The sequence below is a fragment of the Lactonifactor sp. BIOML-A5 genome, from assembly GCF_009677585.1.
Taxonomy (GTDB): domain Bacteria; phylum Bacillota; class Clostridia; order Lachnospirales; family Lachnospiraceae; genus Lactonifactor.
This window is the reverse complement of record NZ_WKYV01000006.1, coordinates 50,834-73,329: the sequence shown is the minus strand read 5'-3', so window position 1 is coordinate 73,329 and position 22,496 is coordinate 50,834. Positions and strand designations below refer to the sequence as shown.

The following is a 22,496-nucleotide window of genomic DNA, read 5'->3' as shown; positions in this document are numbered from 1 at the left end:
TTGTCAAAATTGAAAAAATCCCAGATACCAGTTCAGTATCTCATTTCCGCAAAAAAAAGCAATTCCCATCCCGGCACACAAAAAAGGGCCAAATGCAAAATGCTCCTTTCTCCCTTTCTTCCCGGAAGCCAGCAGTCCCCCTCCATAGAGCCCTCCGCTCAAAACTGCCAGGAATAGGGAGAGCAGGCTTAACTGCCATCCCAAAAACAGCCCGCAGGCCCCCATTAACTTTATATCTCCGCCTCCAAACGCCCCCGGAATCAAAAGGGTAATGAGCAGCAGCGGAACACTAACGGAGAATACTCCGATTATTCTCGAAAGCAATGTGATATCAGGAAACACAAAAACTGAGACCAGGCCGCAGCCGGCTGCCGCAAGCACCAATCCATTGGGTATCTCCATGGTATCTATATCTATAAAAGCAACTGTTGTTAAAATGGATAAAAAAGCAAACACTGTAACTGCAGACAGCGTGATCTGATAAAATCCTTCCACGGTATTTCCGAATTGCCGCAGGCAAAGGGCGCTAAAAGATCCGCCCAGGGCTTCCACCAGGGGATATCTGGGTGATATAGGTGCCCCGCAGTTCCTGCACTTTCCTCTTAGAAGGAGATAGCTGAGAATGGGAATCATGTCCCGTCCCTTTAAGGTCTCCCCGCAGATCGGGCAGAAGCTCCTTCCCCCCACAAAAGATATCTTCCCCGGCAGCCGGTAGATTACCACATTCAAAAAAGAAAAGAAAGAGGCGCCGAATAAAAATATCAATACAAACAATAAAGTCTCTAAAAAGTATAACATACGGTCTCCTGGTTTAAAAGTTATGTCTCAATATAAGCTCTTACAGGCTACTGCTGTCCAAACCAGCAGTAGCCTGTAAAACTTTTCAGGAAATATTCTAATGTTGTATTACGTGTTTCGAATAATACACATTCCAATGTTCCCCTTCCTCATCCTGCGAGTAGGTCACAGTGTATGCGCCTTCTATATAGAGCAGTTTGTAAAACTCTATCTTTGCTGCATCATACTGCTGCAAATAAACCTCTCCGGGACAGCCGGCAAGCTCAACTACTTCTTCCTCCACGCCTTTTGCAAAGCCATAGGGCTGAGACTGGTCCTGGAAAGGGCTCCCTTCTGTTGCGTGCTCGAGAGCGGTTACGTAAGCTGCCATCTTCGCAGATTTTGCCTCCGTCAGAATAGCCCTGGCGTCGGCGCGTTGCATGTAATATCGGGCAGTGGGCGCAAGCACTGCGGTGAGAACTAATATAATAATACTAAGTACCAGTATATCAATTCTTGATAATCCTGCTTTATCAAAACTCTTTTTTAATATTAGTTTCATAAACTAATTAACTTAATTATTCTCCAGCCGGCGGATTTGGAGTACTTGCCTTTACTACCGGGTCATCACCAACGCCTGCCTCGGAAGATTTTTCTACGGTCCATCCTTTGTTAGCGCCTGTGGTAGAATAAACGGCCACTTTTTTGCCATTATCATATTTTAAGCTTTCTACTTTATACGTATCAGGGTTAGCAACTACTTCATAACTACCTGTCAACTCTCCATCAGTTAAATCTGAAATCTCAGCAACTATATCAGCTGCCACATCTGCAATCTTTCCAGTGTCAGTTTTAGCCTCATACTGTTCTGACAATGCAGTCTGTGCAGCCATTAAAACATTTCTTCCTTCTGCCAGCACTTGTTTATCCTGTGCCTTCCTAATATACCCAGTCAACGCCGGAATCAAAATAGCCATTAATATCGCCAAAATTACCAATACAACGATCAACTCAACCAGCGTAAAACCCTTTTTATTCTTCCTGGAATCTTTCAATTTTTTCATTACATTCATGTAAATCTACTTCCTTTCTCTCCTTTTCTATATGTTCCCGCCCTCGCCCCACGGCTCGTGACGTTATAAAACAGATACAGAGGCTTTGCGCCTAAATTCTTCTTAGAAGCCTTTCCGTACCTGATGAACACCAATCATTATTCCTAACTCTATGTTCAAAGCTGACTTTCTGTTCATAAAAATCACTCAATAATTAATTCAGTTTATATATTTTATAACTTCTATAAATTGTATATTCTTAACAAAAATTATACAGTACTCTCCTGTGTAAGTCAACAAAAAGGAGTTTGGAAATCAACACAATTCTACATATTATTTGCAGTATTGTGTATGCATCAGCCGCCTTCCCCCTGCACATCATTCGGGTCCAGATCGATACATTCCACGCATTTTTCTGTTGTTTTTTTGTACCGGCCTTTTTCATCCGATACCGTTAGGATTACCTCAATACACGCCGTATTCTCTATCTTCCTGAACCTTAGGTCCACCTGGTTTTTCTTGTAGAAGCCCTTACCCATATACCACTGGGAGCCTTCATAGAGGATGGCTCCATCCGGGGAATTATTCTCATATATGGGCTGGTATTCCAGAAGAAGTCCTTTCTGGTTTCCCTCCCCGTCTGCCTGTGTGCTCATCCGCACCGGATTGCCGTCCTTGTTGCTGTATTCTGCCACAAGATAATTCCCGCTGCCGTCCTCCCCGGAGAGCATCACGCTTCCCTTTATCTTGTCTGGATCCACTTCCGTGGCAGTTTCCGATGCATAAGTCAGCTCCTCCACAACCTTTTCCATTACAACATTGCTGATATCCTGAATGCGGTTTCTGTTGATAATGCGCAGATAGACATTGGTAAACGAAGAGATCAGCATTGTAGCAGACACCATGAAGATTCCGGCTATGGCAAAGGCCACCATCAACTCCACCAGTGTGGTTCCGTTTGTCTTCTTCAGCTCATTCATTTGTCATTCCCTACTCTCCGCCCTGGGGGGTAAAATAATAAATCACCTTATCCGTATCCACACTGTTCTTCCCGCAGAATTCCGGATTCAACTTTACTGCAATGGACGAACCGCTTCCTCCGTCCTCTGTCATGTTCAGAATACAGGGTGTAGCCTGCGCGTTGGTCCCTGTGTAGTAAGTATTCACTGCCTCCGTAGTCTCCTGTAGAATTTTATCAGCTTTTTGGGACAGATTCAGTGATAAAGTCACTGAACGGGAAAACAGTAAAATAACAATCATAAGAATGGCAAAAGAAACGATTACACTTACAAGAGTAGTTCCTTTTTTATTTTGTATCATTATTCATCCCTCCCGATTCTGTTCCAGGTTCCGTCCCACACATTTTTCTCACCGGTTTCACCGCCGCTTTCCTTTTCAACAGTGGCCCGGTATCTTGTGGTGACATTGTATTCCTGCTTCCTGAAGCTGCAGGTTACGATCACCACCAGCTCACTGTCCGTATACTCCGGATGTTCCGGATCATTCACTGCCTCCTCGTCATTGGTCTGCCAATACATCTTTACCTTTAACGTTCCTGCCTTTTCCTCAACCTCAGGCTGGAAAGCGGTATCAACGGAAAAATTCTTCATGGCATTCATCTTATTATGCACACCGGAGGTATCGTCCTCATCATAGTACGGCCACTTCTGGCCTTCTATCTCATGGCGGATGCCAATAGTTAACTGGTTGGTATCACGCCCCAGATAGTCTTCCAGCAGTTTGCTAAAGGAGATGGCCGATATCCGGCACTGTTCCTGGGCGTATGCCTGATTTGCCCGGCTGACAGCCACAGAGGAGGCCAGGATCAGCGACAGGGCAAGAGCCATAAAAAGGGCCATAAGGCAGAGCACTACGATCATTGTATACCCCTCCCGTTTTCGGGAGGCGGCATACAGCTTATCTTTCCCTTTACTCCTTGTCATTCTCTACACCATCCCCGCTTTTTTCTGCTGCTCCCCTCAGGAGATCCGCGGACAGCAGCTCCTTAAGCTTTCTATCCATGATATCGTCGAACAACTCCTGGGTCAGGAAATCTCTTATCTCCGCCCTTTCCGGCAGAAGTCCTATCTGGCCCGCGCTCTCTGCAGTATCCAGCGTTTCCTGAATTTCATAAATATACTCACCGTAAGCAGTGATCCGGTTGAGCTGCCAGGATACCGGATAGGAAGCCTCTCTGTACTCACTTTTTTCCCAGGAATACGCCCGCAGTACCGCCGATGCTGTCATATGGTATTCCTGATTATGAACTGTCATATCCGGTGCGATATAGACAAAACTCACATCCCCGGCATCTGTGACCGTGCACTGTATCTGTGGATTCACATACAGCTGATACTGATATCCGGCTGCGCTGTCCCTTCCGCTGACCTGGTAACTGTGGGGAATCTGGAAGGTATACCGTGTCCGCCCGGTTTCCTGGCTGACGGTGGAGGGCAGTTTCACATACCGGTTCTCCCCGGTTCCTGCCGGTCCGGCATCCTGGATAACTTCCTGGAATTCCGGATCCATATCCTCGGGACGCATCCAGAGTTCAAAAGGCTCTCCCGGATCTTCAGTAGAATGCAGATAGACAGTATAAGCTGTGTCCGCACCTGTATCCAGCGGTACCCAGGTAAGCTGGTAGCCGCTGCCATAGGTAACCCCATTCCATGCAAGTGCCGTGTGTACCGCCTTGATAGAGCTTTCCCCTGTGGTAACTCCATTGTTAGTTTTTTCTTTCCATATAATTTCCCGGCTGTCTGTCTGAGACAGGTCCGGTGTGGCTATCTTCACCTTCGGCAGCCGGAACGTATACCACTGGCTCCATTGGGAAGATACAATGTTATTCGATACCGCTCTGACTCTTATATGCAGGTATTTGCCCGCATACTCCGTGGGGACTCCCAGGAAATTATAGTCTGCGGATTTGAGACTTCCGTTCATCGTATAGGAATTCAGCTGATACAGTGGAGTTTCCTCCACTTCCGCCGTCTCTGTGATATATGCCTCACCTGCATAGGCGCCTTCCTCTGTGGTTTCCGCCGCTGCGCTAAGGGTAAGTCCGTTCAGACGGAATTCTTCCTCCGTCAGTCCCCCGCCGTATTCTGCCTGATAGTCCGGGTCCAGAGTTATCTGGAAGCCTGTGGTATCCGGATCCGGCTTTGTCAGCCGCTGGGGCAGTTCTACGGTAACCGGAACACTGGCTCTGGAATTCAGATACCTGGAGGTATCGGCTGAGACAGCTGTAACGGTAATGGAAATCCTGTCATGGGCATTGAATTCCTCCAAATTCAGGAGGAAGCTGGTATCCTCTTTACCTGCCGAAGCTGTCACAGTCTTAGCTCCCGCGGAGGCTGTGAGCAGATAGCTGTCTAAGCACTTCAACTGTTCCTCATCGGTGAGAGGGTTCCAGGTAACCTGGTAAATCAGGTTATCTCTGGAGGGCAGCACTGCCTTCGGCTGAGATACCGGCGACAGTCTTCTGGTTATTCGGTAGTCTCTGGACTGCCTGCTGTCTATGGATTCCCCGCTCACCCCTCTGTGGGTGACATACAATCTTACCCGGCTGTAACTCCAGCTGGTTCCGTCCACAGTCAGCGTGGTATCTGTCATTCCTTTTCTTGAAATAATCTCAACTCCCTCGGTATCTGTTTCACTCTTATATCCAATCAGTTGGACATCATACAGCCAGGGCGCTTTTGAGTTCCATGAAAATGTATACCTGTCTTTTCCTCCGGTTTCCTCATACCCCATCGTGTCGCTGATGGAAACCAGATCCAGCCTTGGAGGCATAACAAATGTAAATCTGTCCTCTCCGGCGTACGGTCCCTGGGCCAGAGAAACACTATAGTATCTGTCTCCGTTCAGGTAAGAGCCGTTGGCTCTTGCATCACTGTTCTCCACATTCTGATAATATGTGCCGATGCCGCTGGTCCACGCAAAATATCGTATGGTAATCGTCTCTCCGGCGGCTTCTACCCTGGTCAGCTTCTCAAATTCTTCCTCGGACAGCGCCGCAAAATCCAGGGAAACTGTAGTCTGCGCACCTTCCTTTTGAATCTTGGCCGATGTCTCCGCCAAAATCTCATCCCCATGGAGCATCTCTGCCCTGTAGTCTATTCCGAAGGAGTCCCCCTTGTTATTGTTTCTAACCTCAAATTGGTATTTCATATCGCTCACGGAGGTTCCGGATAAGCTTGAACTGTAGATCGTTCTGGCCACCCTCGGAAGCTGCTTCGGTGATCGGAGATAGGAGAGCTGGGACACCACAGCTGATGTCCTGTAGGTTCCGGTGCTGTCCTCCGCCCAGCAGACAGTAGAAAGATTCCTTTTTCCGGAATTAAAGGTATGAGATACCCTTCCTTCATTGGACTGCCCAAGAATCATCTCTCCTGTTGCATCTGTAGTGATGTGAATCTGCCAGCTGTCATTCGTCAGTTTCTTATACTCCTCCAGATTAGCCACTGAGAAATATCCCTGAATCTGGGAGGAGCTTCCCCCTGTAATATAATATACCAGCTCCGGCTCAGGAAGAGATTCTGCCGTGTAAAAGGTTTCTGTCTTTAAAATGGACGAGCTTCTGGAAGAATTGCCGCTCACAGCCTGGAGAGTAATCCAAAAGGCTGTACCGTCCGGCCATGCACTGTCTATGGAAAATTCGGCCGAAAACTGGTTTTTCGGTACCTGCACCACCTTCACAGGCTCGGTCTCTCCCGCCCGGTATAATTTCAGTTCATAATAATATACCCTATCCCCGTTGGTCCCCCGGCTCCAGGACGCGGTGTAGGTATCCCCATTGGCTTTAGCCCCGAAATTCTGGGGTTCTCCCAATGTAACAGCTCCATAATACTGGGCAAAATATTTCTCAATGGGCGCCTTACAGATATCTTTTATCTTATTTGCCGCTGTCTGCAGCTGTTGAGCCGTAGAAGCATTATCGTAGATTTTTCCGGCGGCCGGATTGGATGAAAAGGTCAAATCAAAGCCATTCAGCTTTTTATTTGCATTAGATAATGAGCCCCAGCCCGAGGAGTCCCAGCCGCTGGGGTAAGCCAGCCGTTTCCCTCCGCTTGCCGATGACACATTCCCGTATCCGAAATAATAATTCAGGCTTCCCATGCTTTTGTTTGTTCTGGCGAGAGGGTAATCAGCCTTTCCCACCCCGAAACAGTGTTCCATAACAGCCTTTGTACGGCCGGTAATGCCCGAGAAATCCCCCGATGGATTCAGTCCGCTGCCATAGTTGACACACCGGATCAGCGTAACTGACATGTTGCCGTTCAGATTAGACACGATTCCTCCGCCGTCTGTAGAGTTTTTCACAACCCCTGCGTTGTAGCAGTCGCTGAGGGTAACCTGAGAAGCAGAAACCGCATTGACATAGCTGAAGATTCCCGCCGCATAAGGGCTGCCGGACATGCCGGTGTCAATGATTCCTTCATTGCCGCAGTTCATAATAGTTATCTGCATGTCAGCCGTATTGGTCCAGGCATCTCCCAGTATCCCCGCAGCCCTTGCCCTGTAGGCAGTGTCCCGGCTGCAGTCCGCCGTCACCTTTCCCTGGTTCACACAGCCCCTTACGGTGACTCCGTAGTCCCTCAGAAAGCCTATGATCCCGCCGGCGCCGTACCTGGAGGTGTAGACGGAACCTGTATTTCTGCAGTCTGAGATTAAGGTTCCCTGGGAAATCCGATTGGCCTGAATGCCTATGATTCCTCCCACATAATACTGATCCGTTTTAACGGAAGCATGGTTTGTAAGCCCGCTCTGGTCGCAGCGGGACACATTGTTTCCAATGATGCCCCCTGTGCCGAATTCATGGGCTGTATTCTGGCTGTTGACAATGCTCCAGTTCTTGCTTTCCTGTGTACTGTCAGCAATGCCCACAGAGACATTGGCAGTCCTGCCCTCGTCCCCGTTATATCCCACAGCACCTCCCACACAGCTGCTCTTTATCCCCTGAACCACCACGGACTCTGTCTGCTCAATACAATCCTGGATAAGTCCCTGGTTATAGCCTGCGAGGCCGCCCAGGTAGGAGAGGCTTCCTGTAATGCTGCTGCCGCCCCCAATGGTGCATTGGCGGATCTCTCCCCTCAAGAGGTTCTGGCCGGTTATGCCGCCCACACGCGCCAGATCCTCACTGGTGGTAGAGATGCCATTCCCGTGTATGCTGCCCTTTCCCCCTTTCAGGCTTTCTCCCTGATATGTACAATTGCGGATTACCGCTGTATTTGTTCCGTTTCCATTGACGCCGGCAATTCCCCCGATGCCGTACGGCTGTCCCTGGGCCTGAGATCCCTGGATGCGGCCCGCCGCCCCGTAATAGGAGATAGTGCCCTCATTGACACCGGCGATCCCTCCCAGATTTCCCTGGGCCTTGCCCTCCAGGATAATATCCGCATAGCATACCGTTTCCGGTGCTTTCATCCCGTCCACGCGGCCTTCCGGCCCGTTATAGCCGGCCACACCGCCCACATTGGAATTGTCCTCGTCGGAGGATAACCGTACCGGTGCAGTTTTACTGCCCACCTTGCTGGTGACAATAACCCCTGTGTTCCTGCCTGCTATGCCTCCGATATAATTTTCTGGCTGTCCCCCCATAATAGCAAGCTCTGCCTTGCTTAAGAGACTGCTGTCTTCAATTCTTCCATAGTTGGCGGCGGCGATTCCTCCCAGAGCCCCCTGGCCAGACAGAGTTCCGCCGAGCGTTCTGCATCCGGTAACTGTCCCGCTGTTTTCCCCGCAGATGCCTCCCGCCTCTCCGTTTGCAGCAGTGACCTCCCCGCTGTTTTCCGAAGCCTCTACTCTGCCCCGGTTGTCACAGACAATCCCCCCGGCATTTCCCTTTTCCGCAATAATACTGCCTGTGTTTCCGGTGCCTGAGATATTTCCTGTTTCCCTTTGCAGGCCGGCGATTCCCCCGGCGTTTCCTTCCAAAGCCCTTACTGTAAACGTATTCTCCAGAAGTTCCCCTGAGGCATAAATGTCCCCTCCGTTAACTCCGGCGATTCCGCCCGCATGCTCCCCGCCGGTAATGGTTCCGGACTGGGCAGCCTCCTGCTTTTTCTCAAGACCGATAACGGCCGCGTTTTCATTGCTTCCGGCGATTCCGCCCACAAAGCTCCCGGCACCTTCTATATCTCCTTTGATCTCCCAGCCTGTAATGCTGGCCTTATCACCGCTGTTCACCGCGGAGATACCGCCGATATAGCTGCCGTCTCCCATAACCGAAGACACTTGCGCATCGTCAGGGAGCACACGGCAGGAGACAATCTCCCCCTCGTTTCGGCATACAATACCGCCCAAATAGGAATCTCCCCTCATCTGGCCGGTAAGGGTGCAGTTTTCGATCCGTCCGCCTTTATTAAGCCCTGCGATTCCTCCCAGGAAGGATTCCCCGGTCATGGAGCCCACGGTACAGTTCTGAATCGTCCCCTGGTTTACCTCCACGATCCCGCCGGTATAGGTTCCCTGTCCCCGTACGATTCCTTTGTCTGTATTTCTGCAGTCATCAATGGTAACCCGCTCGGAGGCTATGCCTATCACCCCTCCGGCATAGGAAAAGGTTTCCGTATAGGAGAGCTCCTGATTTTCAGTATCCGAATAGGCGTATACCGGTGTGTTGTTCTGAATGCCTTTGAGAAGAAGGCTGGTGTTACCGGCATTATAGCCCACTACACCGCCTGCATAGAGCTCAGCCTCAACAGATTTTAAAGTATTCTGATTTCCTCCCCGGCCGTCCTCTTCGTTGTACATTTCTAAAACAGCATCTGTAGTAGAAGCTGCGGAAAGTTCATTTGCCAGTACCTCACCTGTCATCCCGGGAACATCCCCGGCATGCCGGTCAGCTATGGTGCAGTAGAGAGCGGCTGTTTTTTCTGCCTCCTCCCCGGTTGCCACGAGCTGGGTATAGCCCGCATATCCCCCGGCAAAAGCCCCTGCTTCTGCCCGGATACTTCCCAGGAAGTTGTCTGTCCCGCAGTTAATGGGGATCCTTTTCTCCTCATAGACGGAGATAATATTTCCTCCGAATACACCTCCCACAAAATAGGAGCCCTCCACCGCATTGGGATTGGAGTCAATCCTGCGGCTGCCCTCTGTGAAAATATCTGTCCCTGTGTTCAGACCCACATATCCGCCCACAAAGCAGCTGCCGCTGATGTAACCCCCCGCAAGGGTGTAGCCCCGTATGCTCGCATTCTCCCCGGTATCCCCTGCCCGGTTATACCCCGCGATTCCGCCCACATAGTTATGTCCGGCCACTACACTGGTCACCCTGGTGCCGTCCTTGCTTCGTATGGTTCCTTCATTATAACCGGCAATTCCCCCGATATAATCTCCGTTTTTCCCAAGCTTTTCCGTCCTGGCAAGGAGCTCTTCCCCATCCTGGGACAGGGTATTCACACTGCTGGTGCAGCCGAGAATCCTTCCGCCGTTATATCCGGCAATCCCGCCTCCGAAGGCTGCTGTGGCCACAACTATCCCTTCATTGGTCCAGTTTTCCACAGTTTTTTCATTCTTGCCATCCTTTGATACTGTACCCGTTTCCGCGTCCAGAATCCCGTTGGCTCCCACGATTCCGCCCACATAGGATTCTCCCAGAATATTTGCCTGGTTCGCCTGCAGGCTGCCGTCCAGTATACTGTCCTCCGTAAATCCGGCAATCCCGCCCACAAAACGTTTTCCCACAACGTAAGCGTCTGTGATTTTATTATGTATATCACGGTTGCTGGTCTTGCAGCCGCTGATGGCGCTGTCTTTCGAGTATCCCACAATTCCGCCCACAAAATCTCCAAACAAATCCGCAGGCTTCTCTTCTTCATAGTTCACAGATACGGAAGGGGTGCTGACGCAGTCCTTTAGGATCCCTCCGTCGCTGTATCCAGTGATGCCTCCTATGTATTTGCCGGAGGCCTCACTGGCTGTAATGCCCCCGTAATTTCTGCAGTTTTCAAGAGTATCCCCTGTTTTTTCCTTTTCATCCTCCCCTGCTGTTCTTCCAATGCTCCCGATGATCCCTCCTACCCGGAGCTTTCCGGAGACATGAGCCTGGTTGGTCAGGTTTTTATACACCGCATCCCTTTCTCCTGTCTGGATTCCGACAAGGCCTCCTACATCTGTAGTCCCTGTAACAGAACCGCTGACCGTGCAGTCAGAAATACTGCCCTTATCATTGCCGCAGAGCGCGCCCACACAGCTGTCCCCCTCTGCGGTCACCTCCAAAAGGGCCGCCCCCTGTATGGTTCCTTCATTCACAGCAAACAGACCCAGAGGTTCTATCACCTGGGGGGTTTTGTCACCTTCTTCCACTTTTGGGCTGTCTGCCTTTAGAATCAGGTTTTCTATGGTGTATTTTGTATTGCCGCTTTTTCCTGTATATGCGGAACTTTCCGTTAACTTCCGGATGGGAGGAAAGGCTGTATTATTTATATCTTGTTCGGAAGTCAGTACAGCGCCGTTTTGATAGACGTGCTCCCTGCTGAGAATGCTGTTCTCCCGACTCCACCTGATATTTCCTGTCTGGGAATAAATAATTTTGGATGTGTCCTTTTTCTTCCCTGCAAGAGCCTCCCGTTCCTTCTCAGAAAACCGTATATTATAAAGATGCCTTGCATTCTTCACGCCATAGACTGTCTGGTTTCCGTTTTGGACGGCAGACCCAAAGGTGGTGCAGGAACTGTTGCTCTGTTTCCAGGCGCTGGCTTTATAATTCTTGGCAAAAGCTTTGACTCTGGCATATATGGTTTTCTCCTGAAGTCCCAATCGGATGACACTCAGGGTATCCTTCATCTCATCCACGGAGGTTTTTTCCACAGCTCCCAGGTCCACGGCATCCAAAACCAGAGTGAGCCTGCTGCCCTCCCCGTAGGCATAAAAAGGACAGTCTTTCATCACGGTATGGCTTTCTTCTTTTCCGTCCGCCCCATAGCTGTAAAGAGTAACATCACAGAATATCTTATTCCCCAGGTCAGAACCTTTTTTCAGAATCTTATTCTTATCCTCTGTGTTCACTTCCAGCGTGGCCTGGAGCTTTTTAGACTCTTTGTCATATAGCTTAATAGAATAATTCAGATACTGGGTCAGTGCAGAATACTCCTTTTTCAGATACCAGTTCAGGGTAAGTTCTTCGTCGTTTACCAGCTCCACCTCCTGAAGCTCAGGCTTGCCCAGGGCTCCCGGTGACTGTTCGGACATTTCATCTGACGAATAATAGCCAATCATCCGCTCTTTGCGGATGCTGCGGGTACGGCTGCTGATATTCACACTTCCCCGGTCTTCCTTCGTCCTCTCTCCCTTCTGGTAGTAGAAAGAGTCTGCGTAGTCACTGTAACAGACCGAATAGACGAGTCCCTCCGCAGGATCGAATTCCACAGTAATGGCCGCGTCAAGCACAGATTCATCATAAATATAAGGCTCCAGCAATTCATATAAACGCTCCGTGTCAGCGCTGCCGGGCACCAAAGTCAGATAGTACAGACGTCCGTCATATTCCTCCGGCATATCCTCCACCATAGAGCTGTCCACAGTCTGATTCTTTCCGGCTCCCTGTGTCATATACTCCTGAAGTTCCTTCAGCTGCCCGGTGGACTTATAGTGGTTCAGGGAAGAAGATGCCGCATAATAAATTGTCTGGGCATAATTATTATTGCGCACAAAGGCAGAATGGCGCAGATACGCCGATAAGCCTAAGCCCGCAATCGTCAGTAAAATTCCTAATATGGTAAGTGTTACAATCGCTTCCACCAGAGTGAAGCCTTTGTTCTTATTCTTTTTATTTCCGGCCATAGAGGGTCATCTCTATTCTATCATTTTAATTTTAATTGCAGCCGCACCCTGGCATTCCTGCCAGAAGGTGCAGCTGCTATTAAGATAAATCACATATCCTTTAGTCTTTAAATTTTATCATATTTATCCAGTTTCGTAAATGCAAAAAATGATATTTGGCATGTAAAGTTCTGGGAGCGTTTACCTTCCCTCTCCGGCAAATGTTTTGCGTATCTCTTCCTGCACCTCTGCAGATGCCAATACATCATACCCGGTGAGAGCCAGGACGCATGCGCCTCTCTCTGCCGCCTTCTTTCCATTCTCAGAAACCGTACACTCCGCCACTTCTTTTGTGTGAAGCACCAGCTCGTGGTCTCCCAGACCGATGAAGCCATGGGCGGCCGGAGCCACATGACTTACATTTCCCATATCCATGGAACCCATCTCCCGGCTGGCAGGCCGTACCTCTGTTTCACCCATATACCTGAAATTCTTGGCCATAAGTCTTCCCAGCACCGGGTTAGTCACCATATCGTCATTAGACAGCTCATAGTAGTCTATCTCCACGGACGCCCCTGTCATCCTGGCCGCTCCCCTGGCACATTCCTTTGCTTTTTCTACCACCTCATTTAGGTTCTTTCTTTCCGCAGCCCGGAAATTAAATCTCGCCTCCGCATAATCAGGCACAATATTGGGGCGCAGTCCCCCCTCAGCGATAATTCCGTGCATCCGCACATCGTCTGTCACATGCTGGCGGAGCGCGTTGATTCCATTAAACATAAGGAGTACGGCATCCAGCGCATTGACCCCCTTTTCCGGCGCCGCAGAGGCGTGTGCTGTCTTTCCCCGGAAGCGGAAACGCAGGGCGTCCAGGGCCAGAGAGCTTCCGCTTTCCTTGGATACGCTGTCCGGATGAAGCATGAGCGCTGCCAGGATATCCTTAAAAATGCCTTCCCTGGCCATTGCCACCTTGGCGCCGTTGGTTTCCTCCGCAGGGGTCCCCAAGACCACAATCTCTCCTCCGGTCTCTTCAAGCACAGCCTTCAGCCCCAGGGCAGCCCCAAAGGACATGGCAGAGATAAGGTTGTGCCCGCAGCCGTGACCAATCCCCTCCAATGCATCGTATTCGCACAGAAATGCAATCCTTGGGCCCGGCCTTCCCCCTTTACAGACAGCAGTGAACGCGGTGGGTATTCCACAGGTCCCGTGCTCTGTCTGGAAACCGTGTTTTTCCAGATGCTCCGTCAGGAGTTTTTCCGCAAAATACTCCTGTTCGCTTATTTCCGGATGCTCATACAGCTCCCTGGCAATCTGAAAAATCTCTTCCCGGTGTCTTTTTATTTCCTGCACAATTCTTTCTTTCATATTCTGCTCCTTATTCTTTCATTTTGCACCTGCCCCTAAAACGGCCCGTAATGAATGGCCTGGGCAATAATGATGAAGACAGCACCCAGTAGATACTCCAGAAGAATCAGAGGGCCGATCCATCTGGCCCACTTATTCCAGGGAATCTTCCCCAGAGCCAGTCCTGCCATTAACAAGCCCGAAGTGGGGGTGAAAATATTGGAAATCCCGTCTCCCAGCTGAAATGCCAGGACTGCCGTCTGCCGGGTAACCCCGACCAAATCGGACAGAGGGGCCATGATGGGCATGGATACAGCCGCCTGCGCGCTCCCGGAGGGAATCACATAATTCAGCAGACACTGGAAGAGATACATTCCCATGGCCGAAATCTGAGCCGGTAGCCAGGCAACCCCTTTTGCTATCCCGTACAATATAGTATCCAGTATACCTCCCTGCTGCAGGACGACCAAAATGGATCTGGCGAATCCAACGGCAAGAGCTCCCCCGGCGATCCCCGTCATTCCTTTGACCAGATTTTCTCCGTATCTGTTGGGAGACATTCCCGTAAATACAGCGGCAAGCACAGACATCCCGAAAAAGAGGGCTGTGATTTCCTGAAGATACCACCCGTAACGAAACACTCCGTATATGAGCACTGCAATAGTCCCCACAAAGGTCAAAAGCACCAGAATCTGACCGGCGGTAAGCTTTGGAGTTTCCTCCAGGTTCAGGCGATCTGTCCTGCCCCGGTCAATCTCCCGCACTGGGCTGATCTCCGGAGACTTTTTTACCTTCAGGGCATACCGCAGCACATAGCCGATGGCCAGGGAAACCATACAGATATAGAGAGCTACCCGCAGTCCCATGCCGGAAAGCAGGGGAACGCCCGCGATTCCCTGGGCGATCCCCACAGTAAACGGATTCAGAAACGCAGCGGCAAATCCTGCGGTGGAGCCGGCAAGCACAATCCCTGCTCCCACCAGGGAGTCATATCCCACAGACGTAGCAAGAAGGATCATAATGGGTATAAAGGGCAGGGTCTCCTCCGCCATTCCGTACAGTGCTCCTCCCATAGAAAACAAAAACATCATTACTGGAATTACCACAAATTCCTTTTTTCCCAGTTTATTTGTCAGAATCGCAATTCCTGTGTGAATTGCCCCTGTCTCCTGTACCACTTGAAAAGCTCCCCCCAAGATAAAGATAAGAAAAATCATTCCCGCAGATTCCACAAGTCCCTGTGGAACGGTTTCCAGAAGCCCCATAATGCCTACAGGCGTCTGTTCTCCATAACGGAAGCTGTCAGGATCGACTACCTCCTGTCCCCCGCTTCCTGTTACCCGGCTGTATTCGCCGGCAGGAATTACATACGTAAGAATCCCGCAGATTAACACTACAAAAAGCATCAAAACATATACATTGGGGACCGGAATCCCCTTTCTTTTTACTTTTTCTCTTTTCTTCATAGCCTGCCCGCCTTTTCCATGGATTATTGTGGAGATAGCAAAGGAGGATCGCAGGGGGCTCCCTGCGATCCTGACTGTTATTTATTTTTTCCCTGCCAGTCAACATCCGGCGCCTCGGAGGGCAGCGGCTGACAGCGGATCCTGGCTGCTTCCCGAAGGGTAATGCCCTGCTCCTTCTTCATACGGAAGAGATTGCTGATGTGATCCCGGATAATATTCTGAGAGTCGTCCACAAGAGCCTGTGGCTCTAGGGGAATCAGTCCGAAGGGCACTGCGTCGCAGAGTCTGGTCGCTCCCAGATTTACGATAAAATCAGGTGCCACAGGGATATTTCTCCTCTCCAGAATCACGTCTGCCTCTGGAGTGGTGGGTATATTGGCAGCTTCCACAATCAGCTTAAACTGCAGCTTTTCAGCATTCTTTTCGTTGATCACCCCGTCCAGAGCTGCCGGCATAAAGATGTCACAGGCGATTTCCTCCCACTGCGTGTTCTTCATCACCTGATATTCCGGAAGGAAGGCTTCCTGGTTCAGATAGCCTCTGTCTTTTACAGAGTTTATAAGGAGATCCACGTCCAGGCCGTTCTCACAGTATACCATGCACTTGGCATCGCTGATGGCCACAACCTTGTAGCCCATCTCGCTGAGACAACGGGCTGCCCCGGTCCCAACAGCGCCGAAGCCCTGAATCATAACAGTGGCTCCAGGCCCGCCGCCCATCTGCTTCCAGCTCTCATCCAGCCCTGCCGCCGCTCCGTAGCCGGTTATAGCATCGTACATCACAAAGCCTCTGTACGGCATATCAAATAAGGTATCGTTGTCCTTTAATCCCTGGATAATCTTAGGGTCGCTCTCATATTTCTTCGCAACCAGATGGGGAACGCCCGGGATGGCCAGCTCTTTGTACAGATCCATCACCTGTCCGTATCCAATCCCCAGATCGCCGCCCAGTGATACTCCGTTTTCCAGATAGGGGGCTATGGCCAGAAGGAAGCGCTTTACTACCTCTAGTTTATCCGGTTTTGTATTGTCATACCGGATGCCGGCCTTGGCTCCGCCCCCCACTTTGGAGTGGCAGGCAGCGTATTTGTATCCCATTCCCGTGGCCAGCTTAATTACTTCTTCTCTGGTAACCGTCTCGTGTACCCGCAGGCCGCCGCTGCAGTAGTTGCTCACAAAGTTAAAACAGCACAGCCAGCCCACAGCATCCGTTTCCGTATCATTCCATTCAATTACAATATAAGGTTTATTCAGCATATTCATATCCTCCTTCAATTGATTCCTCATGCCTCTGCCTTCTTTGGGGCATCTCCAAATACATTCTCTCTCCTGCTCTTCTTATACAGAAGGAAGGCGCTGATCCCCCCTGCGGTCAGAAGTACCAGGGTAAATATAAACATATAAATATATCCCGTATTTCCGTACTTATCCAGCCAGTGTCCGAACAGCGTATGCTGGAACAGATCCGGCGCATAGGCGATGGCTGCATACAGCCCCATAGCCGTCCCGCTTGCATTTCTGGCCACATTGGCCTCCGGTGTCATAGCCAGACAGATGTTGGTAAAGAGTGTGGAAAGTACTCCGGTTCCCAGAGATACGGCCACAAGAACTCCCACCGGCACATAGGCTGCAAAGAGCAGTACCAGCACAAACAGAGTAATCAGGAATACTGCCCCGAACACTACCATCCGGGAGACATACTTTGTCTTTGTAGCAATCTTGCCCAAAATAGGGCTGAAGAGTCTGCCTCCATACATATTCAGCACGCCCAGCACGCCTGCAAAGGTAATGGCAACTCCGAACACATCATGGAAATAAGGAACAAAATACGATGCGGTAAGGGTTGTGGAGTATAGACAGAACCCGCAGATAATCATCATCCAGAGCCCCGGCTCCTTCATAACCAGCAACAGCTGGCTGAAGGTGAACTTATCTTCCTCTTCTCCCTCTTTTTTCACATCCTTGACCTTTCTGAACACCAGCATGCAGCCCAAAGCCGCAACCAGGGTAAACGCCGCATAGGTCCACACTACCCTGGAAAATGCCGTTGCCTGGCTGACCTTGTTCTCCGACAGGTTATACACATACAGGGAGGCAAAATTAATGATCATATAGCTGATGGACTGGGCAAAGGAAAAAAATCCAATGGATTCTCCTACCAGTTCATCCGGAACTATCATACGGGGCATTTTAAATATTGCGGGGTTAAACACAAAGAATGTGGTCAGTCCGAACAGCCCCCAGATAATATACATGTTAATTACCGACGGAGCCAGCGCCAGCCAGACACTTAAAATTGTGGTCCCCAACAGGGACACAACGATACATTTTTTGTAGTCCAGTTTATCAGTCACAAATCCCCCGATGAGGTTAAACACAATATTTCCGAACCCATACACGGACATGATCAGCCCCAGCTGCGTGTTGGAAGCGCCTGTTGCCTCCATCATGGGACCATAAAATACACCTTTAATATAAGGCAGGGAGTATGATGCCGCGTAGCATAGTCCTGCGATCATTAATGCGGCCATCACCCATCCGCCAAGACCCTTTTTCTGTTCCATCCCTTTCCTCCTTTCGCGCACTGCGCCTTCCCGTTGCTTCTGTTATGGTTTTTCACTCAATACCACCAGCCCGTCGGCAGCACTGACCCCCTCTTTATCGGGGTATACAAATACAGGGTTAATGTCCATTTCCACAAGGGTATCCTTATACTCTGCCGCCAGATTGCTTACCTGCACCAACACCCGGGCCAGAGCCTCCGTGTCAAGGGGCGGTTTCCCTCTGTAGCCGCGAAACAGCTTACTGCCCTTTAAAGAGAGTATCATCTCTCTGGCCTCCCATAGATTCAGGGGGGCGGGATAGAGGGCGGCGTCCTGGAATACCTCGGTAAAGATACCTCCCAGACCAGTGAGAATCATAGGTCCAAGCTGGGGATCACAGGTTACTCCCACGATGGCCTCCATGCCCGGTTCCAGCATTTTCTGTACCAGAACTCCGTGAATCAAGGCCTGGGGATTATACTTCTTCGCATTTTCCAGAATCTTGCGGTATGCGGTTCTCACCTCTTCATCGCAGGCAATCCCTACTTTCACGCCTCCCGCTTCTGATTTATGGAGAATATCCCCGGATTCTATTTTCAGCACCACCGGATAGCCGATGGCAGCCGCAGCCTGCACTGCCTCTTCCTCTGTCTCCGCGATCTCCTCAGGGGGACAGGGAATCCCGAATTTCTGAAACAGCAGCTTTGACTCATGCTCTGACAGGGCAGTTTTTACCGGTTCCCTCCCGCTGGCCTCACTTTTAGTTACAATAGAAAGCGTCCGGTTTTCCATTGTCTCCAGATAGTCTGTGTAATCCAGGAGTTTTTTTATGACCCGGTATCCATAGTGGGGCGGAGGGAGAATGGGTACCCCTACGGCCCGCAGGCGTTCCAGCACCTCTTCCTCTCTGCTGGATTCAATCAACGGCACCACGGCCACCGGCTTTTTCTGTTCCTTTTCACAGTGCCGGATGAGACCGTTCAGGAAATCATAGATGGTGATATCTGAGATCTTTTTTGTAATCTGCAGAGAGGTGATGAGCATCTCAATGCCCGGATCCTCCAGCACAATATCAGCCACCCGTTCAAAGGTATCCCCGTTGGAGCCGCCGGTGAGATCCATTGGGTTCTGGGCTGTGGCAAAGGCGGGCAGGACTTCCCGCAGCTTCTTTGCAGTCTCAGGGGAAAAGTCGGGCAGCTTCAGTCCGTGAAGATATCCTGCGTCCGCGGAGATGGTAGTCTCCCCTCCTGAAATATTGACAAAAGCCAGCTTATTGCTTCTGGGAAGCACCGGCAGGGTTGCAATAGCGGTACATACAGAGAGCAGTTCCTCCAGGTCATCCACCCGGATGACACCGAATTTCCGGAAAAATGCATCTACATTTTTATCGGAACCGCTTAAATTCCCTGTGTGGGAGGCCGCCGCTCTGCTGCCCTTTTCCGACCGCCCGGCTTTCAGCACTACCACAGGTTTTTTCTTTTCTGCGGCTTTTTTCAGCACCGCTGCAAATTTCTCCGGATTCTGAATCCCCTCAACATAGGCTGCCACCACCCGGGTATCTTCGTCATCCACCAAAAATTCCAGATAATCCTCAATATTTACAATTTTACAGTTTCCTGCAGAGATGACGTAGGAGAAACTGGTCTTCTCGCTCTCCATCAGCGCCATACAAACCTGGCCGCTCTGGGATACCAGCCCTACCCTGCCGGCGGATTCCCTGGCGTGAAAGAGGAATCCAAAAGCGAATACCCGATCCACGAAATTCAGAAATCCGGCGCAGTTAGGTCCCATTAAGGCCAGATCCAGTCTTTGGCACTGATCGATCAGCTCCTCCTCCAGCTTTTTATCTTCCACCTTCCCGGTTTCCCCATATCCGCTGGCAAATACAACAGCACCTTTTGCCCCCTTTTGGGCCGCCTCCTCTAAAAGGCCGGCGACTGTCTGTTTGGGAGTGCAGATCACCGCCAGGTCAATGGTTCCCGGCAGTTCACTCAGGGTACGGTAGCATGGGATCCCGAATACAGTTTCATTTTTGAGACTGACCAGGTACAAGTCTCCGCGGCGTTTGCCGCACTGTTCAATAAACATTCTGCTGGCGAATCCTGCCATAGTTTCTTTTTCTGTCGCTCCGACAATTGCTATTTTTCTCGGGCGCAGCAGCCGGTTTAAGTCCACACGGTTTCCCCCTCTCTATACTCCCTCATACCCGGCACGATATGCCGCTTTGTTTTTCTCATTGTACTTACCTTTTCCCTTTTTCTCGAAGAAGCCGCACATTGCCTCCTCCAGTTCCTCTCTGGTAAAGAGATTTTCCCTTCTGGCCAGCGCCCCCAGGACAGCGATGTTTGCCCCTTTGGGATTCTCTGCCTCTGCGGCCAGATGGTTGGCTGCCACGGGAATGGCCTGGATATCTTTCCTGAAGCTGCGGCCGGGGTCTACCATATCTGAGTTATAATAGAGGACTCCTCCGGGCTTCAGCATATCTTCAAACCGGTCCAGAGAAGGTTCATTCATTGCAATCAAAAGATCCAGCTCACTGCAGTATGGATTCCCGATTTCTTCATCGCTGATTTTTACATTGCAGTTTGCGGTTCCTCCCCGCATCTCCGCGCCATAGGAGGGATACCAGGTCAGCCTGCAGCCCTTTTGGTATGCCGCCTGAGCCAGTATCAGCCCTGTGGTCAGCACTCCCTGGCCGCCGAAGCCAGCGCAAATAATTTCTGTAGTCATATGCTCCTCCTTTCTTATCCTAAAAATTCCCCTGTCGGGAATACCGGCAGAATCGTTTCTTTGATATATGCAGCAGCCACGCCGGGATCCATATTCCAGTTGGTGGGACAGGGAGAGAGAAGCTCGATAAAACTATACCCTTCCCCGTTCATCTGCTTTTCCAATGCTTTTATAATATATTTCCTGGCCTTCTTAATATTCCCCGCATCGCATAGGGCTGCTCTTGCCAGATACGAAATATCCATATCCTTCAGCATCCTGACTACATCCATAGTGGCCCCTCCCTCTTCCATGCTTTTCCCATGGATGGAGGAGCTGGTAACCTGCCCCTGCAGAGAAGTGGGAGACATCTGGCCCCCGGTCATGCCGAAGACACAGTTGTTCAGCACAATAACTGTTATGTTGTCATTTCTTCTGGCTGAGTGTAGGGTCTCCGCGATACCGATAGAGTATGCCGCCCCGTCCCCCAGATAGGCAATCACTGGCTGGGAGGGTCTTGCCATCTTCACTCCCACTGCGGTTGCCACCGGCCTTCCGTGGGCAGCCTCTATGGTATCGTAGCGCCACACATCAATGGGCATCCCCCCGCAGGCCACATCCAGAGAGATAATGGCCTGTTCTTCCAGGGCAAGCTCCTGAAGAGCTTCGCCGATGAGACGAATGGCAATCCCATGGCCGCAGCCAGGACAGAAGGAATGGCCGTCTGTATATGTAATCCGTTCCGGTGCCTTAATAACCATCTAAAATACCTCCTTATCCATCTTGCCTTCTAATATTTCCACGGCATATTTCACTACATCCGCACTCTTTGGAACCTTGATTCCGGTTCCGTATGTGTATACCGGATATTTGCATTCCACAGCCAGCTTCACATCCTCGGCCATCTGTCCGGTAATGCTCATCTCCACGGTCATCAGCGCTTTACATTCCCCTGTAAGCTCGGCAAATGCTTTTTTCGGATAGGGATAGATAGAGATGGGCCGTATCAGTCCCAGGGGAATTCCCTGGCTTCTGGCCTTTCTCACCGCCTCCTTGCAGACTCTGGCACTGATTCCATAAGCCACCAGCACCAGCTGGGCATCCTCCACACAAATCGCCTCGTAACGCTGTTCATTCTCCGTCATTCTCTGGTATTTGTCCCGCAGAAATGAATTATAGTCGTCCATGTAATAGAATACATTGGTTATTTTTTTCGACTCTTCCTCTCCCTTACAGCCTTTCACTGTCCAGTCATCCCGGTCGATGTCAACCTCTTCCATAGGCGGAAAGCTGACAGGTTCTACCATCTGCCCGATGGCGGCATCAGAAAGAATAATCACCGGATGCCTGTATTTCTCTGCCAGTGGAAAGGCTTCCATCATCAGGTCCACACTCTCCTGTACCGATGCCGGTGCCAGCACCAGAAGATGAGAGTCTCCGTGGCCGTTGCCTCTGGTGACCAGCTTATAGTCACACTGTCCCTGGCTGATCTCTCCGATTCCGCTTCCGAACCGGGCAACGTCTACGATGACAGCCGGGATATCCCCTGCGATAAGATAGGAGATTCCCTCCTGAAGCAGTGAAAATCCGGGGCCGGAGGATGAGGTCATCGCCCTGGCACCTGCGGAGGCTGCGCCCAGCACCATATTAATCGCTGCCAGTTCTGATTCTGACTGTACAAAAGCGCCTCCCGCTTCCTTCATCCGCCAGCTTAAATATTCCAGAATCTCATTCTGAGGTGTAATGGGATAGCCGCTGAAAAAACGGCAGCCCGCACGGACCATAGCCTCTGCCAGGGCTTCATTTCCCTTCATTAACCCTTTTTCCATAGTTTGCATC

At 50.6% G+C, this 22,496-nt stretch carries 15 protein-coding genes; all 15 read right to left on the bottom strand.

What is annotated here, in order from left to right; all coding sequences use genetic code 11:
* Positions 1–3: 3 nt before the first annotated feature.
* The gene (locus tag GKG41_RS06100) at positions 4–798 is read right to left on the bottom strand and encodes an A24 family peptidase (RefSeq protein ID WP_154257656.1); all 795 of its coding nucleotides are present in this window, start codon (positions 796–798) and stop codon (positions 4–6) included.
* Between the two features lie 97 nt (positions 799–895).
* Positions 896–1,339, bottom strand: a complete 444-nt coding sequence (locus GKG41_RS06095) for a hypothetical protein (RefSeq protein ID WP_154257655.1) — start codon at positions 1,337–1,339, stop codon at positions 896–898.
* A 16-nt stretch (positions 1,340–1,355) separates the two neighbouring features.
* A complete protein-coding gene (locus GKG41_RS06090; RefSeq protein ID WP_154257654.1) occupies positions 1,356–1,850 on the bottom strand; it encodes a type II secretion system protein in 495 nt (164 codons plus the stop codon).
* A 335-nt stretch (positions 1,851–2,185) separates the two neighbouring features.
* Positions 2,186–2,809 carry a prepilin-type N-terminal cleavage/methylation domain-containing protein gene (locus GKG41_RS06085; protein ID WP_154257653.1) on the bottom strand — a complete coding sequence of 208 codons (624 nt, stop codon included), beginning with the start codon at positions 2,807–2,809 and terminating at the stop codon, positions 2,186–2,188.
* Positions 2,810–2,819: 10 nt separating this feature from the next.
* A complete protein-coding gene (locus GKG41_RS06080; RefSeq protein ID WP_154257652.1) occupies positions 2,820–3,149 on the bottom strand; it encodes a hypothetical protein in 330 nt (109 codons plus the stop codon).
* Positions 3,149–3,772, bottom strand: a complete 624-nt coding sequence (locus GKG41_RS06075) for a hypothetical protein (protein WP_154257651.1) — start codon at positions 3,770–3,772, stop codon at positions 3,149–3,151. The genes GKG41_RS06080 and GKG41_RS06075 overlap by 1 nt, the downstream gene beginning before the upstream one ends.
* Positions 3,759–12,617 (bottom strand): prepilin-type N-terminal cleavage/methylation domain-containing protein, encoded by an 8,859-nt coding sequence (locus GKG41_RS06070; protein ID WP_154257650.1) that lies wholly within the window; start codon positions 12,615–12,617, stop codon positions 3,759–3,761. The genes GKG41_RS06075 and GKG41_RS06070 overlap by 14 nt, the downstream gene beginning before the upstream one ends.
* A 180-nt stretch (positions 12,618–12,797) precedes the next feature.
* Positions 12,798–13,961, bottom strand: a complete 1,164-nt coding sequence (locus GKG41_RS06065) for a M20 family metallopeptidase (RefSeq protein WP_154257649.1) — start codon at positions 13,959–13,961, stop codon at positions 12,798–12,800.
* Positions 13,962–13,996: 35 nt separating this feature from the next.
* Entirely contained in the window at positions 13,997–15,406 is a 1,410-nt protein-coding gene (locus GKG41_RS06060) for an AbgT family transporter (RefSeq protein WP_154257648.1), read from the bottom strand.
* 77 nt (positions 15,407–15,483) lie between these two features.
* Positions 15,484–16,662, bottom strand: coding sequence for a Glu/Leu/Phe/Val dehydrogenase dimerization domain-containing protein (locus GKG41_RS06055; RefSeq protein WP_243140976.1), 1,179 nt, complete (start codon positions 16,660–16,662; stop codon positions 15,484–15,486).
* 26 nt (positions 16,663–16,688) lie between these two features.
* Positions 16,689–17,969, bottom strand: a complete 1,281-nt coding sequence (locus GKG41_RS06050) for an MFS transporter (protein ID WP_154257647.1) — start codon at positions 17,967–17,969, stop codon at positions 16,689–16,691.
* A 42-nt stretch (positions 17,970–18,011) separates the two neighbouring features.
* Positions 18,012–20,123 (bottom strand): acetate--CoA ligase family protein, encoded by a 2,112-nt coding sequence (locus GKG41_RS06045; protein ID WP_154257646.1) that lies wholly within the window; start codon positions 20,121–20,123, stop codon positions 18,012–18,014.
* A gap of 15 nt (positions 20,124–20,138) precedes the next feature.
* Positions 20,139–20,678 carry a 2-oxoacid:acceptor oxidoreductase family protein gene (locus GKG41_RS06040; protein WP_154257645.1) on the bottom strand — a complete coding sequence of 180 codons (540 nt, stop codon included), beginning with the start codon at positions 20,676–20,678 and terminating at the stop codon, positions 20,139–20,141.
* A 14-nt stretch (positions 20,679–20,692) separates the two neighbouring features.
* A complete protein-coding gene (locus GKG41_RS06035) occupies positions 20,693–21,418 on the bottom strand; it encodes a thiamine pyrophosphate-dependent enzyme (RefSeq protein ID WP_154257644.1) in 726 nt (241 codons plus the stop codon).
* On the bottom strand, positions 21,419–22,486 hold the full coding sequence (gene vorB / locus GKG41_RS06030; RefSeq protein ID WP_154257643.1) for a 3-methyl-2-oxobutanoate dehydrogenase subunit VorB: 1,068 nt from the start codon (positions 22,484–22,486) through the stop codon (positions 21,419–21,421).
* Positions 22,487–22,496 lie beyond the last annotated feature (10 nt).

Bases quoted from the DNA above. Each gene is read 5' to 3' on its own strand.
- GKG41_RS06090 (WP_154257654.1), bottom strand. From the start codon at position 1,850: ATGAATGTAATGAAAAAATTGAAAGATTCCAGGAAGAATAAAAAGGGT.
- GKG41_RS06080 (WP_154257652.1), bottom strand. From the start codon at position 3,149: ATGATACAAAATAAAAAAGGAACTACTCTTGTAAGTGTAATCGTTTCT.
- GKG41_RS06060 (WP_154257648.1), bottom strand. From the start codon at position 15,406: ATGAAGAAAAGAGAAAAAGTAAAAAGAAAGGGGATTCCGGTCCCCAAT.
- GKG41_RS06035 (WP_154257644.1), bottom strand. From the start codon at position 21,418: ATGGTTATTAAGGCACCGGAACGGATTACATATACAGACGGCCATTCC.
- GKG41_RS06040 (WP_154257645.1), bottom strand. From the start codon at position 20,678: ATGACTACAGAAATTATTTGCGCTGGCTTCGGCGGCCAGGGAGTGCTG.
- GKG41_RS06085 (WP_154257653.1), bottom strand. From the start codon at position 2,809: ATGAATGAGCTGAAGAAGACAAACGGAACCACACTGGTGGAGTTGATG.
- GKG41_RS06050 (WP_154257647.1), bottom strand. From the start codon at position 17,969: ATGGAACAGAAAAAGGGTCTTGGCGGATGGGTGATGGCCGCATTAATG.
- GKG41_RS06055 (WP_243140976.1), bottom strand. From the start codon at position 16,662: ATGCTGAATAAACCTTATATTGTAATTGAATGGAATGATACGGAAACG.
- GKG41_RS06075 (WP_154257651.1), bottom strand. From the start codon at position 3,772: ATGACAAGGAGTAAAGGGAAAGATAAGCTGTATGCCGCCTCCCGAAAA.
- GKG41_RS06070 (WP_154257650.1), bottom strand. From the start codon at position 12,617: ATGGCCGGAAATAAAAAGAATAAGAACAAAGGCTTCACTCTGGTGGAA.
- GKG41_RS06095 (WP_154257655.1), bottom strand. From the start codon at position 1,339: ATGAAACTAATATTAAAAAAGAGTTTTGATAAAGCAGGATTATCAAGA.
- GKG41_RS06065 (WP_154257649.1), bottom strand. From the start codon at position 13,961: ATGAAAGAAAGAATTGTGCAGGAAATAAAAAGACACCGGGAAGAGATT.
- GKG41_RS06100 (WP_154257656.1), bottom strand. From the start codon at position 798: ATGTTATACTTTTTAGAGACTTTATTGTTTGTATTGATATTTTTATTC.
- vorB (WP_154257643.1), bottom strand. From the start codon at position 22,486: ATGGAAAAAGGGTTAATGAAGGGAAATGAAGCCCTGGCAGAGGCTATG.